Source organism: Mediterraneibacter hominis (assembly GCF_014287475.1).
Lineage (GTDB): Bacteria > Bacillota > Clostridia > Lachnospirales > Lachnospiraceae > Mediterraneibacter > Mediterraneibacter hominis.
This window is the reverse complement of record NZ_JACOPF010000002.1, coordinates 179,555-193,473: the sequence shown is the minus strand read 5'-3', so window position 1 is coordinate 193,473 and position 13,919 is coordinate 179,555. Positions and strand designations below refer to the sequence as shown.

Sequence of the window (13,919 nt, the reverse complement as noted above, 5' to 3'; positions counted from 1 at the left end):
CTCCTTGTTATGAAACGGGGTTATCCTTTACCCCTGTATTTATCTCATCACACAATGTCCGGCCGATACACTGTATGGTGAAACCACTATTTACGTAAAAGAGACTTTCTTCTGCTACCTCATATGTTTTCTTCTTTCATAACAGGCGCGTCTGTCTCTCCTTTTTGGCGCCGCCTTATCACGCCGCCTATTTTATATATCGCCCCCCCCAGAAAAACTTAAGTCCCTGCGCATATTTTTATGTAGACTACCTTTTCTCCGGCAATGCCGTAAGCACAAGCTCTGTCGGAATCAGGTTGCCCCCATAATACCGCAGATAAAACCGGTAGGAGGGGTTGATCTCATCAATGAGAAGCGGCAGCCGGATAATGTCTTCATAGCCATGGTATACCGATACAGACAGCTTTGGCTGTTCCTTTTTAATGTGGTTTTTACAGCCCAAAAGCGCATCATATTCCGAGCCTTCTATGTCCATCTTGATCCAGCTTACCGGCTCACATATGTCCTCGTCCAGCGAAACAACCTCCACCGTGTCTTCCGTCATTTCCGATATGTCCTCTCCTCTCGCTATCCTGCCTGCACTCGACGCTGCCCCCCCCCTCTCCAGCCTGTAATATCCCTGCTCCTTCCCTGCTCCTTTATGCCGTATTTCTATGTCATGCAGAGAGGCAAGGTTTCTTTCTGCGTATTTTGCTTGTGCTATGTCCGCCTCATATGCATATATTTTCCTGTACGAAGAGCCGTATATGTTTATAAACTCCTGTATGGTATCTCCATTGTAGGCTCCTAAGTCTACAAACACTTCTCCGTCTGCTTTGAAAATCAGATTCAGATCGAAATACTGCTCCGTTTTCTCTGTCGCCTTCTCCAGCTTGCTGATGTCTAAATACGTCCAGTTTGACAGTACTGCCAAAAGTACTCTTTTTGATTGGTAATCTGCCAGCCTCTCATACAGCCAGACAAATTGATCTACCTGCCGCTTCATCATGCCTGCTCTGCGCCGCAGCGTCTCATAATCGTCTGTTTCCGGTTGTAAATTCCCCCAAAACGGAAATTTTTGATAATACTCTACATATGCTTTCCATGTCCGCCCGCTTTTTTCTTTCAGCTTATCCAGTGCTCTTTTTATATCTGACAGTATCGTTTCCTCTTCTGTATTTTGTATATAAGATACCCATTTAAAAAACTCCCGATCCACGTAATTATAGTACTGTATGTCCCCCCCCTCTTCTGGTTTTGCCAGCAGAAATTCTCTGTCTGCGTCAGAAAGTACTGACAGTATTTTTTCTTCTAAGGATATAAATCCCGCCGCCTTTGCACATTTATATAAAAAGAAAAGCTCCCTGGAATTTGAAACATCATATAATTTTCCGAGAAAATTCCAAGTTCCTTCTGCGCCTTTTTCTTCACCGGGCTCTTCTCTCAAAAAAGAAAGTATCGCCGCCAGTACTCCGTCCATATACCGGTCTGTCCTTAGCGCAAGCACTCCGTATCTGACTGTATCCTGGGGATAAGCAAGTTTTCTGCTTATCTCAGTCATCCACGTATACAGCTTCTGTAGATTGCCGCTTGTAAAAATCACGTCTATACCTCTGTAGCCCTCCGCATATTCCAGAGCTGTTTTTAATTCCTGATATGCTTCTTTATAGTTTTCCTGGTTCATATCATAAATGCCGATCCACGCGTAGACATCTGGGTGCTTTGTCTCCGGATAGCCTGCTTTTTCTGCCAGTTCCAGTATTCTCTTCCTGTCCACCGGTTTATCCATGGCAAACTGAAGCAGGCGGATCGCAGCATTCTGGTAACGTTCGCGGCTGATCTCGCCTTCTTTGCTCTCCTCTACTACTTTTTCATAGCATTTAACTGCCTCCTCCTGTTGCCCGTCCGTTACCAGAGAGTCTCCCAGGTAAGACCATGCTGACCAGTTCTGGGGATTTTCCTCTACTTCCCGTCTTAGCATGCGGATATTGCGCTGACTTTTTCCTGTTTCCTCATAGGCTGCTTTTGTATAACCCGTATGCATGATAGACAGCGTATCCTGCATATTCAAACAGCGCATCGGCCTGCCTGAAGGCAGCCCTATCTGTTCGTGTATTTTACCGTGATAACGAATCGAAGGTATATTACGAAAAATACGGTCCTGCACAGAGACAGCAAAGGCTTTGCCGTCGTCTCCAAGCTGTATCCACGCACACCGTACCATCTGAGGAAGGTCTGTCATTTTATTTTTCGTCATCGCTTGTTCTAAAATTGCCGGAAGCTTTCTGGCATCTTCTTTTGTAAAATACTCGTCTGCATCTAAAAAAGCAATCCAGTTTCCAGACGCCTGCTCTATCGCGTAATTCTTTGCCGCCGCAAAATCCTCCTGCCAGGTATAGTGAAACACTTTCGCTCCCATCTTCTCGGCAATCTCCACTGTACGGTCGGTGGAGCCTGTATCCACCACAATCTGCTCACAGGCAATCCCTTTTGCCCATTCCAGAGCGCGGCGTATATTTTTTTCTTCATTTTTTACAATCATGCATTGGGAAAGACGTACTTTTTTCTTCATTCTTCTCCTCCTTCTTCCCTTATAGAACGACAGAAGCATCCGGCAAAAGCCGGATGCCGCTCTCTTTTTCTTTTATATATAGTATGCGAAGGAATACTAATCCCCTCCGCCGTCTATTTTATATATCGCCTTCCCACCCGGAAAACTTAAGTCCTTTAAAATGTTTTTCTTTGCTACATTCTGTTCTCCTATACGTACCGTTCACACATTTTTCAATAAAATTTTTAAAAATTTATTTTTTTAATCTTCTTTTAATGTTTGCCGGATATAGTGTATTTAACAAAACAAACCTGCAAATAAAAAATCAGAAAAAAGAAAGGAAGGATATACATATGAAAATATATATTATTGTTTTATCGATTGCTTTAGGATTTACTTTTGTAGCAGGATGCGGCGTCCAAAATACTCCGCAGCAGGATATATCTTCGCAAAACACTGCTCCCGTAAATGAGACGCAGACGCAGAGCAAACAGAATGAAGAGGCGCTGCAGGCTGAAATCGATTCATTAAGGAAGGAGCTTGACAGCTTGAAGAACGGGCAGGACGGCACGAAGGCTGACAACACCCAGAATGCAGAAGCACAGCTGGAGGCGTCCGCAGCCGGCAGCCAGCAGGAACAGACACAAAATAACAGCGGACAGACCTCGCAGCAGAGCAACACCGTACCGAAGAGCACGCCTGCTCCTGCTTATTCCGCGCCGCAGTCTAACGTCGCTATTGACCTGGAGCAGGCAAAGCAGATTGCGCTACAGAAGGTTCCCGGCGCGACGGAGCAGAACCTGGCTATCCATCTGGACTTTGACGACGGCTTCTATGTATATGAAGGCGACATCTGGTATGACAGAATGGAATACGAATTTGATATTGACGCAAATTCCGGTACTATCCTAAAATGGGAACAAGAATACTGGCATTAAAATAAAGTCTGGAAATAAAATGCAGACAGGTAAATTAAAGAAATTATAAAAAGGAGAATATATTATGAAAAAAATGTCTAAAAAAGTAATTGGAATGATTATAGGAGGCGCTCTGCTTATCGTCGTCATTGTCGGCGTGGCCGGAGTTATGATACTGGGAACAAACGCGCAGGAGGCGAGAGAGATAGCTCTTAACTATTCAGGCGGCGGCGAAATCGTATCACAGGAAGTAGAAAATGAAGGTCTGCTAAATGAGTATAAATTCAAGATAGTAAATGGGAATAATTGGTATGAAATCCAAATAGGAGGGTTTGGACGGATACAAGAAGTAGAAACAGGCAATGGACCTTACTATTGGGATTAGAAAATACATTCTCTATCCCTTTCAATAGAAATATAAGAACCCCTCAGTGTATGCTCTACACCGAGGGGTTCTGCTTCATCTCCTAACCAAATACGGTTTCTATCTCCTTCTTAAACATTTGTATATGTTTCAATGGATTCTCACTTTTAGCAATCGCAGTCCCTACTATAAAGGAATAAATAGGAAGTCCTGCAAAATCTCGAATACTTTCCAGTTTTAATTTCCCTGTAACAGATACGTCAAAACCTGATTTACACAAAGTTTTTACTATTTCCGTGTCATTATTATCCCATGCAAATCCCGGATTAATAGAATGATAAATCACATTTTTTATACCTGCGCTGCGCCATTTTTCCATATATTCTTCTGTATACATTTTTCCATTTTCTATATGGATATACATATACATCTTCTTATTACGTTTATGATAGATTTCATCTACAGCTACAGCTATCATATCTAAATCTATACTGCTGACAGCGATAATAGCATCTGCCCCTGCATCCATAAGTGGCGGCACACTACCGCGTGCTGTTGGCATAAGCATCTTAATGTCCGCAACGATTTCTTTATCGGGGAAAAGAGTTTTTACATATTTTATAACCTTATTTCCCTCAGACAAAATAATACTTGACCCCATCTCGATAATATCTGCTGTTTCTCCTACTCCGGCTTTCAGGCAGTCTAATGTCTCTTCTACCGACAGGGTATCAAGCGCATAATGCAACTTTGGTATCATTTTGTATCCTCCGTTCTATTTCAGTTTTTCTTTTAATTTGTCAAAAGATACGATTTTTTCCTGGGGCATAAACTGTAAATAAATTTCTACGCCTTCCTTCTCTAGTTCTTTCAGCAAATCCATTTCTTCTTTATTCATAAAACATGTTTTATACACGCTTATACGTCCTGGTGCAGTTGGAATATTGCCTATATTCAGTTTCTCGTATTTGAATCCTGCTTTCCATGTTTTATATGCAGTTTGAACATCGCGGAATAAGACCATTACCGTTCCGTTCCCAAATGAATCCATACTCCACTGTGCCGCTGCCTGTTCTACCGAATAACAGAGTGCCTTTGTCCCTGCCGGCGCTGCAAACTGTAATCCCATAGCCATCATTTCATTGGCCGCAACTACATCATCAATCACAATAATTTTCTTTGCATGTACTACATTATTCCAGCTTGTTGTAATCTGTCCATGAATCATTCTGGAATCAATTCTAACAAAACCTATTTCTGCCATACCTTTTACCTCTAATCGGAAGCGTGCAGTATTTTAAAGATACTACTTGGCTTTCCGCTTTCTTCATCTAAAATAGTCCTACAAAAGCCCCCAACACTGCAATTATAATCGTCGTAATAATCGCGTAAATGATCTTTCCGCCTTTTCTAAGATATGCATAGCATCCTAAGGTAAGTCCCATAGGCAAAATCCCCGGAAGAATTCCGTCTATCGTACTCTGTAGATTTAACACACTACCTGTAGAAAGCGTCCATTCTGGAACCAACGTAATTTTTACATAGCTCGTAGTCATAACTCCCATCATAAAACATCCCAGAACGCTTGCTCCCATTACAAGAGCCTTCATCTTCCCAGAATGCAGCATCTCCAACATCTGTGACTTGCCCTTGCTGTATCCAAAATGTATGGAAAAATAAGATACGGCATTGAACCACAAGAAAATGCATACAGCTGCCAGCAAACCTGCCGCGCTCCCTGCAACTGCGAAAGGAATAAACAATGCTCTGAAAATGGAAGACATCGTTGCTGAATTAAGCGCATCCCCAAATCCTGCAGACGGTCCCATAAGCGCCGATTTAATTCCTGTGATCATCTCATCTGAAATTTCTTCTCCATTTGCCTTTTGTTCCTCCATTGCAGCAACCAGACCAATAATAGCAGAGCCAAATCCTGGATCCGTCATAAATGTCTGTAGATGTCTCGTAAGCGCCTTACTTAGATCGTCCTTCTTTGGATACAGTTTTTTCAGAATAGGAATCAACGTAATGCACGTACCTAGCCCATAGTATCTTTCAAAACATTGAGATATCCTGTGAAATAACTGCCAGTAAAGGTATGTTTTTGTAATATCCTTTTTTTCAAGTGCAATTCTCTTTGCAGCCCCGTCTGTTTCGGAAATCTTGTTTTCCCTATTATCTGCCATATGTTTATCCCCCTTTCTATGCTTCCTCAGCCTTTGTCGTGAATGTTACATGTAAAATTGCCAGTACGCCTCCAATCACTGCCGCTGCTACGATCGGCATAGACAGAAGCTGTGTAAGTACCACTGCCAACACATAATATACAAGCAGCATCGGTTTATTAAGCATTACCAGGATCAATGCAAGCCCTGTTGCCGGAAGCATACCGCCGGCCACCTTAAAGCCTTCCATCAGCCACTCTGGGATTGCATTTACGATTGCCGTAGCCGCATCAACTCCCATATATACAATAACTGCCACTGGAATCCATCTCAGGAAAATATTGAATATAAGCGGACCTCCTATACCATCAAACATAATTGCCTTCGTATTTCCTTCCAGTGCATGCTTATCAGCTCTTCTTGTCCAGAAGCCCATAATTGTTCTTCTGATATTATCTAAAAATACGCCGAGTACACCAAACGGAACGGATAAAACCATTGCCTCTTCAACTCCCATTCCCGATGCCATCGCAACTGGAATCGCAATGCAGCAGGCAAGCTGAGAATCAACGGAAAGGTTTCCCCCCGGAGCCATAACGCCGGCAATATAAAGAATCTGGAAGTTGCCGCCCATCATAAGTCCTGTTTTAAAATCCCCCATAATTAAACCAACTACCGCGCCAATCACAATTGCCTCTTTAAAAAAGTACTGTACCCACGGGCTCTCCATATAGGCAAGATAGTACACAAAGCCTATGCCAACTGCTATCAAGAGCATATTATTCATTCCTTTTACCTCCTGGTTATTCATCTAAATTTTTACTTCATTATTCAATTTTTCTCCCTTTAAATAGTGTTCTAAATCTACTGAAAGAATTTCCATAGAAAGTTCCTCCAGTTCACAGCAAACGCCCGCCAGATGAGGAATCAGTGTAACATTCTCCAGCTTACGCAGCGGATGTTCCAACGGAAGTGGTTCTTCCATATAAACGTCCAGTGCTGCTCCAGTAATTCTCTTTTCCTCTAATGCCTTTACAAGAGCCTCCTCATCCACTAAACCCGCTCTGGCAGTATTAACCAGATAAGCGCTTGGTTTCATCATAGCAATCTGTTCTGCTCCTATCATTTTCTCTGTTTCCGGAGTCAAGCGGAAATGCATAGAAACGATGTCTGAGGTCTTTAATAATTCTTCTAGTGAAACTACCTTAAATCCTGCCTGTTCAATTCTTTCAGGTGCACAATAAGGATCATATACAATGACTTTGGCCCCGAAAGGTACTAATCTTGCTGCCACTTTACTACCTACTTGTCCATACCCGATCAGTCCTACTACTGCATTTCTAAGCGTATGAATTCGTCCTTCATTCGGATAAGCTACTTCCCACTGCCCTGCACGCATTCCCTTATCTCCGCGCACAATATTCCTAGTTTCTGCAAGCATGAGCCCTACTGTAAAATCTGCAACCGGTGTAGAAACACGTCCCGGACAAAGTACAACTTTTACTCCCTTTTCCTTTGCCTTTTCTTTGTTTATATTCTCCATTCCACTGCGAAGCAGCGCTACCATTTCTAGTTTTTCAGCTGCTTCCAAGTAAGCACTGCATACAGGATTCAAATGTGCTACGAGAATATTAGCATCCTTAATCTTTTCCAGAACTTCCTTTATAGGTGTAAGGACATCTGGCCCTTCTGCTTCCATTTTCCGGAAAGAAGCCTGTAGCTCCCCTCTGTTTTTATTAAACGGATCCTCAACAATTTCAATCTGTGCTCCAAATTCCCTTAGATAACCAAATCCTTTCTCCATATTTTCCTTGTCAATTCCTACATCACTGATACATAAAATTTTTTTCATTCTTCTCACCTCCTTCTCTCTTTAATACCGGTTTGCCTGACCAAACAGTTTCATAAAATGCATCATTTTCTCTTTATATCCTTTTAAACCTTGTTCTTCCATAAGAAATATCTTAGCCTCCGGATCTGACTCTAAGTATCTCTTAGAGTAGTTCAGCCCCTCTTCTGCAAGCTCGGAAAAGATATTAATTTTTGCCGTGCCGCACTGAACTAATTTCATAAGATTTTCATCACCGCTAAACGAGGCTCCATGAATAACCAGAGGAACATTCACCGCTTTTTTGATTTCCTGTAGACGCTCAAAATCTAATTTAGGTTCATGCATATATTTTCCATGTGTTGTTCCTATAGCGACTGCCAGACAGTCAACTCCTGTCTGTTTTAAATATTCAACAGCTACCTCTGGCGTAGTAGATTCATCCTCTGTCGTCTCAGTATAACTAAAGCTGATGTCCCCATTCTCATCCGGTGCACAAAAACCAAATCCACCTACATGTCCTACTTCTCCCTCTACACTGACACCGCAAGCATGCGCCATCTTTACAACTTCCTTTGTAAGACGGACATTCTCATCAAATGGAAGACTGGATTTATCAATCATAACCGATGTATATCCGTAATGAATCATCTGGGCTGCCATGTCAAAATTGAAACCATGATCCAGGCTCAATGCAGCAGGTACCTCTGGATATTTTCTTTCCCAGTATCGCGCTGCTCCTGCGATCCATTCCATATCTTTTACAAAACCAGATACGTTAATAATAATAGGCGCTTTCAATTCACTTGCTGCTTCAAAACACTTCTGTACACTTTCGCCGTTCCACACATTTACTGCCGCAACAGCATAATGCTCTTTTGCTGCCTTCTCCAAAATTAAATTCATGCTAATCAGCATTTTATAACTCCTCCTTTTATTTATTCATTATTTGTTTGATTCTGTTCTCTAAATGCTTTTATTACATCTATAATTTGTGATTTTCCTTCTGCCAGTGCACTCTCAACCCTCTTTTCGACAGGTACCATTCCATCCAACTCAAACTGAACCAGCATAGCCAGATTAAGCCCGGACATAATTGTATAATTCTCCAGCTCAGAGGCAAAACTAAGGGCCACATTACACGGTGTACCAAACATAACATCTACCATTACATATAGGTGTTCCCCTTCTTTCCGATTCTTCACAAGTTTGCGAAACTCTTCCTGTACCATCTCCAAACTCATTTCCGGCTGTATACCGATTGTATATGTATCTCGCATCTCTCCTACAATCATCCTTGCGCTTGTCATAATCCCTTTCGCAAAATCTCCATGTGTCATTACTATCAGCATCCGTACTATTCTCCTTTACTTTTTCATACATGTTGTTAGCAGCACTCATCTGACTTCGTTATATAACCAGGGTCTTGTTTCCAAATCCTTTTCAAAAAACTGAAGAATTCTGTCTTTTTTTCTCAAGGTCATATCTACATCGTCCATTCCGTATAGAAGAGAATCCTTTCTGCTCTTTTCTATCTGAAAATCATATTCCAGCATGTCTGGTGCAACCACCTTCTGCCGCTCTAAATCCACTATAAATTCTCCTTGAGTTTCTGCTTGTTTTGCTAGTTTTTCTATTGTATCTTCCGGAAAAGTAATAGGCAAAACTCCCTGCTGGAAACAATTTTTCTGAAATATTCCTCCAAACGAACTGCCAATCAGACATCGTATTCCACACCGCCGTATTGCTTCCGGAGCTGTCTCCCTTGAACTTCCGCACCCAAAGTTTACTCCTGTAATCATGATCTTGGCATCCTGGTATTCGACCTGGTTTAGCGGAAATGCTTTATTTAATTCTCCTTTGTCTCCATCTCCATCTAAAAAACGGTATGGCTCAAAAGAATATTTTTCCAATTCATCCATATTAAGCAAAAGACGCTTCATTGGTGTAATTGTATCTGTATCCACATTACTCACCAACCAAGGAACCGCTTTTCCTTTCAGAACTGTTAATTTTTCCATTCTATACCTTCTTTACATAATCTTTCCATATAATGCTGCCTGTGCTGCTGTATACGGACTTGCAAGATGCGTTCTTGCTCCGCGTCCTTGTCTGCCAATGAAGTTCCGGTTTGTCGTAGATACACAGCGCTTTCCATTCGGAATTACTTCCCCATTGCTTCCTACACACAAGCTGCATCCTGGTCTTCCCCAAATAAACCCGGCTTCTGTCAGAATTTTGGCAATGCCCATTTTTTCCGCTTCTTCCATTACCTTTACAGATCCTGGAACTACGAGTGCAGTTACACCTTCTGCTACCTTTCTTCCTTTTACAGTGTCTGCAACCTCTTTTAAATAGGCAAGCCGTCCGTTTGAACAAGAACCGATAAATACATATTCAATCGGAAGCCCTTTTACCGGCTGTCCAGGTTCTACTCCCATATACTCATACGCCTTTGTGAATTGTTCGTGTGCGGGAATTATTGCATCTATACCGATTGTCTGTCCCGGATTAATTCCCCAGCTTATCTGGCGTTCAATGACTGAAACATCAAATACTATCTCTTTGTCAAATATACTGTTTTCATCAGAGGCGATCTCATTACAGTAAGAAACGAATTTTTCCACATTTTCGCCCTTAGGCGCGTATTCCTTCGATAGAAGATATTCTATGGTTGTTTCATCCGGGGATACCATGCCATATTCGGCCCCCAATTCAATGGTTAGATTACACAATGTACATCTCTCATCCACAGACATCTTTGTCACGGCTTCCCCCATATATTCCACCGCATAGCCGCAGCCAAAATCAATTCCGACTTGAGAGATGATATAGAGAATCACATCCATCGCACTGACGTTTTTTCTATATTTTCCCTTTAATTCTATCTTCATTGTCTTTGGTTTTTTTACTATTAAGCAAGAAGTCGCCAGTGCATGATATACTTCACTGGTTCCAACCCCCATTCCGATCGCTCCTATAGCTCCATGAGTACATGTATGACTGTCTCCACACACAATCGTCATTCCTGGAAGTGACAGTCCACTTTCCGGACCAATAATATGTACAATACCCTGGTTTTTCTCGTCCAGATCGAACAGGTGAATTCCATATTTTTTACATCCTTTTCTAAATTTAGGAAGGAGTGTTCTACTGATTTCACAGTCTTCTATTTTACTTTCCTTCCGAGAAGGCAAAGTATGATCTGGAGTGGAGTAGACCGCTCCCCTCCTTAATACATTTTTCTCCTTATCGTCCAGCATCTGAAAAGAGAACGTTCCGCACAGATCGTGTAAAAATATTCGGTCAATAGCCAGTAAATATTGTCCTTCTTCCATTTTCTCCACAACATGCATATCCCAGATTCTATCAAAAAGTGTATTCATTCTTCACCTTCTTTCAAAACCTTTTTCAAGTACGGTATCAGGCCACCACACTGAAACTGTTTTAAAAGTTCTTCTGGAATCGGCGTTCCTTTCAAAAGAAGCCCTCTTGTTTTGTTTTCAATGTCTCCTTTCAGCAAATCTAATTTCAGTGTGTCTCCCACATCGGCATTTTCCAATATATCTGTACATATAATGCATGGCAGGCCAATATTCAGCGCATTCCTGTAAAAAATGCGGGCAAACTCCTCAGCTATTACAACTTTTACCCCTGCTGCTTTTAATGCAATAGGAGCTGTCTCTCGGCTTGAGCCACAGCCAAAATTCTTTCCTGCAATAAGAATTCCTCCCTGTTGCATTTTTTTTGAAAAATCCGGATCCAAATCACACAGGCAGATAGACCCCAGATATTCTGGTTCATACGAAGTTAAGTATTTTCCAGGAGTCATCACATCTGTATCAATATGATCTCCAAGCTTCGTCAGAATCTTATATTCCAGTTTTTCCATGAATCTTTCTCCTTTCTACAGTTTCCGCGGATCCGTAATTTTACCTTTTAAGGCACTTGCTGCTGCTGTTGCTGGGGATGCCAAAAACACAGTAGATTCCGGACTTCCCATTCGACCTCGAAAATTACGGTTATGTGTCCCCAGACATTTTTCACCCACTGCCATCGGCATTTGAATTCCACATCCACCGCACCCTGGGTTCACAATGATGCAGCCTGCCTCCGACAATGCTGCAAGATATCCTTTTTTCGCGGCTTCTGTATATACCTTATTTGATGCCGGTACAATAAAACATTTAAATGCATGTGGAATCTTGTGTCCCTGTATGATTTCGGCAGCTGTTTTTATATCTTCTATCCGTCCATTCGTACATGCGCCGATAATGATTTGATCCAATTTTGTTCCTTCTACTTCTGTAACATCCACTCCATTGGCGGGGCTAAAGGGTACCGCCACCTGCGGCGCCAAATCGGAGACATCCATCTTAATTTTTCTTACATATACGGCGTCTGCATCACTATATAAGCCATTCCAATCTACAATTTCAGTTCCTTGTTTCTGCATGTACGCATATGTTTTTTTATCTGGCTTTATAATTCCATTTTTTGCGCCTGCCTCTATTGCCATGTTACAAATAGTAAACCTGGACTCTAAGCTCATATCCTCTATCGTCTCACCAGAAAACTCTAATGTTTGATAAGTTGCTCCATTTGCCCCAATCATAGACAGCAATTTTAAAATAATATCTTTTGACATCACATACTTCTGTAATTTTCCAGCTACTGTCACTTGTATCGTTTCCGGAACTTTAAACCAAAGTTTTCCTGTAGCAAGAACTGCACACATCTCTGTAGAACCGATTCCGGTTGAAAATGCTCCCATAGCTCCATATGTACAAGTATGAGAGTCCGTTCCTACCGCAACCTGTCCTGGCAGTACGCTGCCAGTCTCTACGATAATTTGATGTGATACTCCTTGCATATTATAGAAATTCGGAATATCATAGTCTCGTGCAAATTTAACAGTCTCAGAAATTGTTACAGCATTTTCCACACTTCCCGGAAGACAGGAATGATCAATTACAGGAAATACTTTGTCTCTGTCCCAAACAGGCACGCCTAATTCTCTAAATTCTTTATAAACAATAGGACCTAACGCATCTTGTATCATAGCAAGGTCGACCTTTGCCGTAATAATTTCTCCTGCTCTAACGCTTTCCCTCCCAGATGCTTTTGCCAGAATTTTTTCTGTAATTGTCATTCCCATTTTTAAATCTCCTTTATTCTTATCTGCTTCTGAGAGCGAATATCCACCCTCTTAATCTTCATTTAAAACATCAAACACACGCGCATGTTTATGTGTGCGGAATACATTCTTTAACTGACCTGTAGAATAAAATACAGCCAGCCTCAAGTCTTCATCGGAATTATTAAATGTTTTAGACGGCTGCTCCGGTGCATTGTATCTCATAATTCTAGGAGTTAGTTTTAATCCAAGATTTGGCATAATCACAGTTGCTGTTCCGGTAATGGCAAACTCAAGTTCATCCACTCCTGGATGAGATACAAAATCTTCTTCAGGTGAAGATACACCCGGTTTCTGAATTGGATGAAGGAAGCAGATATTATTACCCTCGAAAATAATAGATGTAGAATGTCCTTCATCTGCCTTATTCCCTGTAAATCCAGGCGCCATTTTCTGCTGACATTCATTAATGTCCTTTACCACACAGCCGTTTTCATTTTTATATGTATCTGTATCCGCATGGAAGGAAACTCTTTTCACATCTTTCAGCGTCTTAGAATATACAACTACATACTTTAACGTCGTTAAGGAACGGTTCACTATCCGGTGTGGCTGTCCCTCCGCCAGATAAAAACTGACATCTGTCTTTAATTCGTATGCCGACCCATCCGGAAGTTCCAATGTTGCCTCTCCATCCAATATCAAGGTAATTTCTTCGCAGTCAGGATGACATGTGTAATCTGTTATAGGAGAAGCTACTCCTGCCTCTATCTTTACAAGCTGCATGCTGATCTTTTCTAAATCATATAAATTTTTACAAACTACTCCAGGAATTCCTTCTCGGATATAGGACTGTGTTCCTGGAATTACCTTTTTTGCATGATAGTCATATCCTGTCTCCATATCAAGAAACCCATAATAATTGACACCATCTTTTAATTCATACTGTTTCATACTTTCATTCTCCTTTTTATTTTA

15 protein-coding genes are annotated in these 13,919 nt (G+C 41.5%); 2 read left to right on the top strand and 13 right to left on the bottom strand.

What is annotated here, in order from left to right; genetic code table 11:
- Positions 1 to 247: 247 nt before the first annotated feature.
- Positions 248 to 2,551, bottom strand: coding sequence for an FkbM family methyltransferase (locus H8S37_RS10380; RefSeq protein ID WP_186875995.1), 2,304 nt, complete (start codon positions 2,549 to 2,551; stop codon positions 248 to 250).
- A 332-nt stretch (positions 2,552 to 2,883) separates the two neighbouring features.
- Between H8S37_RS10380 and H8S37_RS10375 the strand changes: the two genes are divergently transcribed.
- The gene (locus H8S37_RS10375; RefSeq protein ID WP_186875994.1) at positions 2,884 to 3,468 is read left to right on the top strand and encodes a PepSY domain-containing protein; all 585 of its coding nucleotides are present in this window, start codon (positions 2,884 to 2,886) and stop codon (positions 3,466 to 3,468) included.
- A gap of 64 nt (positions 3,469 to 3,532) precedes the next feature.
- Positions 3,533 to 3,832, top strand: coding sequence for a hypothetical protein (locus H8S37_RS10370; protein WP_186875993.1), 300 nt, complete (start codon positions 3,533 to 3,535; stop codon positions 3,830 to 3,832).
- An 82-nt stretch (positions 3,833 to 3,914) separates the two neighbouring features.
- Here the strand turns inward: H8S37_RS10370 and H8S37_RS10365 are convergent, their stop codons facing one another.
- From H8S37_RS10365 to H8S37_RS10310, 12 genes are all read right to left on the bottom strand, one after another.
- On the bottom strand, positions 3,915 to 4,571 hold the full coding sequence (locus tag H8S37_RS10365) for an orotidine 5'-phosphate decarboxylase / HUMPS family protein (RefSeq protein ID WP_186875992.1): 657 nt from the start codon (positions 4,569 to 4,571) through the stop codon (positions 3,915 to 3,917).
- A 15-nt stretch (positions 4,572 to 4,586) separates the two neighbouring features.
- Entirely contained in the window at positions 4,587 to 5,075 is a 489-nt protein-coding gene (locus H8S37_RS10360; RefSeq protein WP_186875991.1) for a PTS system mannose/fructose/N-acetylgalactosamine-transporter subunit IIB, read from the bottom strand.
- A 67-nt stretch (positions 5,076 to 5,142) separates the two neighbouring features.
- Positions 5,143 to 5,997 (bottom strand): PTS system mannose/fructose/sorbose family transporter subunit IID, encoded by an 855-nt coding sequence (locus tag H8S37_RS10355; RefSeq protein ID WP_186875990.1) that lies wholly within the window; start codon positions 5,995 to 5,997, stop codon positions 5,143 to 5,145.
- A 16-nt stretch (positions 5,998 to 6,013) separates the two neighbouring features.
- Positions 6,014 to 6,763, bottom strand: a complete 750-nt coding sequence (locus H8S37_RS10350) for a PTS mannose/fructose/sorbose/N-acetylgalactosamine transporter subunit IIC (protein WP_186875989.1) — start codon at positions 6,761 to 6,763, stop codon at positions 6,014 to 6,016.
- 24 nt (positions 6,764 to 6,787) lie between these two features.
- Complete coding sequence (locus H8S37_RS10345; RefSeq protein WP_186875988.1) at positions 6,788 to 7,828, bottom strand: 2-hydroxyacid dehydrogenase; 1,041 nt, start codon at positions 7,826 to 7,828, stop codon at positions 6,788 to 6,790.
- A gap of 21 nt (positions 7,829 to 7,849) precedes the next feature.
- Complete coding sequence (locus tag H8S37_RS10340) at positions 7,850 to 8,722, bottom strand: class II fructose-bisphosphate aldolase (RefSeq protein ID WP_186875987.1); 873 nt, start codon at positions 8,720 to 8,722, stop codon at positions 7,850 to 7,852.
- 20 nt (positions 8,723 to 8,742) lie between these two features.
- Positions 8,743 to 9,156, bottom strand: coding sequence for a PTS sugar transporter subunit IIA (locus tag H8S37_RS10335; protein WP_186875986.1), 414 nt, complete (start codon positions 9,154 to 9,156; stop codon positions 8,743 to 8,745).
- 45 nt (positions 9,157 to 9,201) lie between these two features.
- The gene (gene leuD, locus H8S37_RS10330) at positions 9,202 to 9,825 is read right to left on the bottom strand and encodes a 3-isopropylmalate dehydratase small subunit (protein ID WP_186875985.1); all 624 of its coding nucleotides are present in this window, start codon (positions 9,823 to 9,825) and stop codon (positions 9,202 to 9,204) included.
- A gap of 12 nt (positions 9,826 to 9,837) precedes the next feature.
- A complete protein-coding gene (locus tag H8S37_RS10325) occupies positions 9,838 to 11,190 on the bottom strand; it encodes a 3-isopropylmalate dehydratase large subunit (protein ID WP_186875984.1) in 1,353 nt (450 codons plus the stop codon).
- Positions 11,187 to 11,696, bottom strand: coding sequence for a 3-isopropylmalate dehydratase small subunit (locus H8S37_RS10320; RefSeq protein ID WP_186875983.1), 510 nt, complete (start codon positions 11,694 to 11,696; stop codon positions 11,187 to 11,189). The genes H8S37_RS10325 and H8S37_RS10320 overlap by 4 nt, the downstream gene beginning before the upstream one ends.
- 15 nt (positions 11,697 to 11,711) lie before the next feature.
- Complete coding sequence (locus H8S37_RS10315; RefSeq protein ID WP_186875982.1) at positions 11,712 to 12,962, bottom strand: 3-isopropylmalate dehydratase large subunit; 1,251 nt, start codon at positions 12,960 to 12,962, stop codon at positions 11,712 to 11,714.
- 51 nt (positions 12,963 to 13,013) lie between these two features.
- Positions 13,014 to 13,895: a cupin domain-containing protein gene (locus tag H8S37_RS10310; RefSeq protein WP_186875981.1), complete on the bottom strand. Its 882-nt coding sequence runs from the start codon at positions 13,893 to 13,895 to the stop codon at positions 13,014 to 13,016.
- Positions 13,896 to 13,919: the final 24 nt, after the last annotated feature.

What these genes read in the sequence shown, in the direction of transcription:
- H8S37_RS10335 (WP_186875986.1), bottom strand. Translation starts at nt 9,156, where the DNA reads ATGCTGATAGTAATGACACATGGAGATTTTGCGAAAGGGATTATGACA.
- H8S37_RS10350 (WP_186875989.1), bottom strand. Translation starts at nt 6,763, where the DNA reads ATGAATAATATGCTCTTGATAGCAGTTGGCATAGGCTTTGTGTACTAT.
- H8S37_RS10370 (WP_186875993.1), top strand. Translation starts at nt 3,533, where the DNA reads ATGAAAAAAATGTCTAAAAAAGTAATTGGAATGATTATAGGAGGCGCT.
- H8S37_RS10325 (WP_186875984.1), bottom strand. Translation starts at nt 11,190, where the DNA reads ATGAATACACTTTTTGATAGAATCTGGGATATGCATGTTGTGGAGAAA.
- H8S37_RS10310 (WP_186875981.1), bottom strand. Translation starts at nt 13,895, where the DNA reads ATGAAACAGTATGAATTAAAAGATGGTGTCAATTATTATGGGTTTCTT.
- H8S37_RS10315 (WP_186875982.1), bottom strand. Translation starts at nt 12,962, where the DNA reads ATGGGAATGACAATTACAGAAAAAATTCTGGCAAAAGCATCTGGGAGG.
- H8S37_RS10320 (WP_186875983.1), bottom strand. Translation starts at nt 11,696, where the DNA reads ATGGAAAAACTGGAATATAAGATTCTGACGAAGCTTGGAGATCATATT.
- H8S37_RS10355 (WP_186875990.1), bottom strand. Translation starts at nt 5,997, where the DNA reads ATGGCAGATAATAGGGAAAACAAGATTTCCGAAACAGACGGGGCTGCA.
- H8S37_RS10365 (WP_186875992.1), bottom strand. Translation starts at nt 4,571, where the DNA reads ATGATACCAAAGTTGCATTATGCGCTTGATACCCTGTCGGTAGAAGAG.
- H8S37_RS10360 (WP_186875991.1), bottom strand. Translation starts at nt 5,075, where the DNA reads ATGGCAGAAATAGGTTTTGTTAGAATTGATTCCAGAATGATTCATGGA.
- H8S37_RS10345 (WP_186875988.1), bottom strand. Translation starts at nt 7,828, where the DNA reads ATGAAAAAAATTTTATGTATCAGTGATGTAGGAATTGACAAGGAAAAT.
- leuD (WP_186875985.1), bottom strand. Translation starts at nt 9,825, where the DNA reads ATGGAAAAATTAACAGTTCTGAAAGGAAAAGCGGTTCCTTGGTTGGTG.
- H8S37_RS10340 (WP_186875987.1), bottom strand. Translation starts at nt 8,722, where the DNA reads ATGCTGATTAGCATGAATTTAATTTTGGAGAAGGCAGCAAAAGAGCAT.
- H8S37_RS10375 (WP_186875994.1), top strand. Translation starts at nt 2,884, where the DNA reads ATGAAAATATATATTATTGTTTTATCGATTGCTTTAGGATTTACTTTT.
- H8S37_RS10380 (WP_186875995.1), bottom strand. Translation starts at nt 2,551, where the DNA reads ATGAAGAAAAAAGTACGTCTTTCCCAATGCATGATTGTAAAAAATGAA.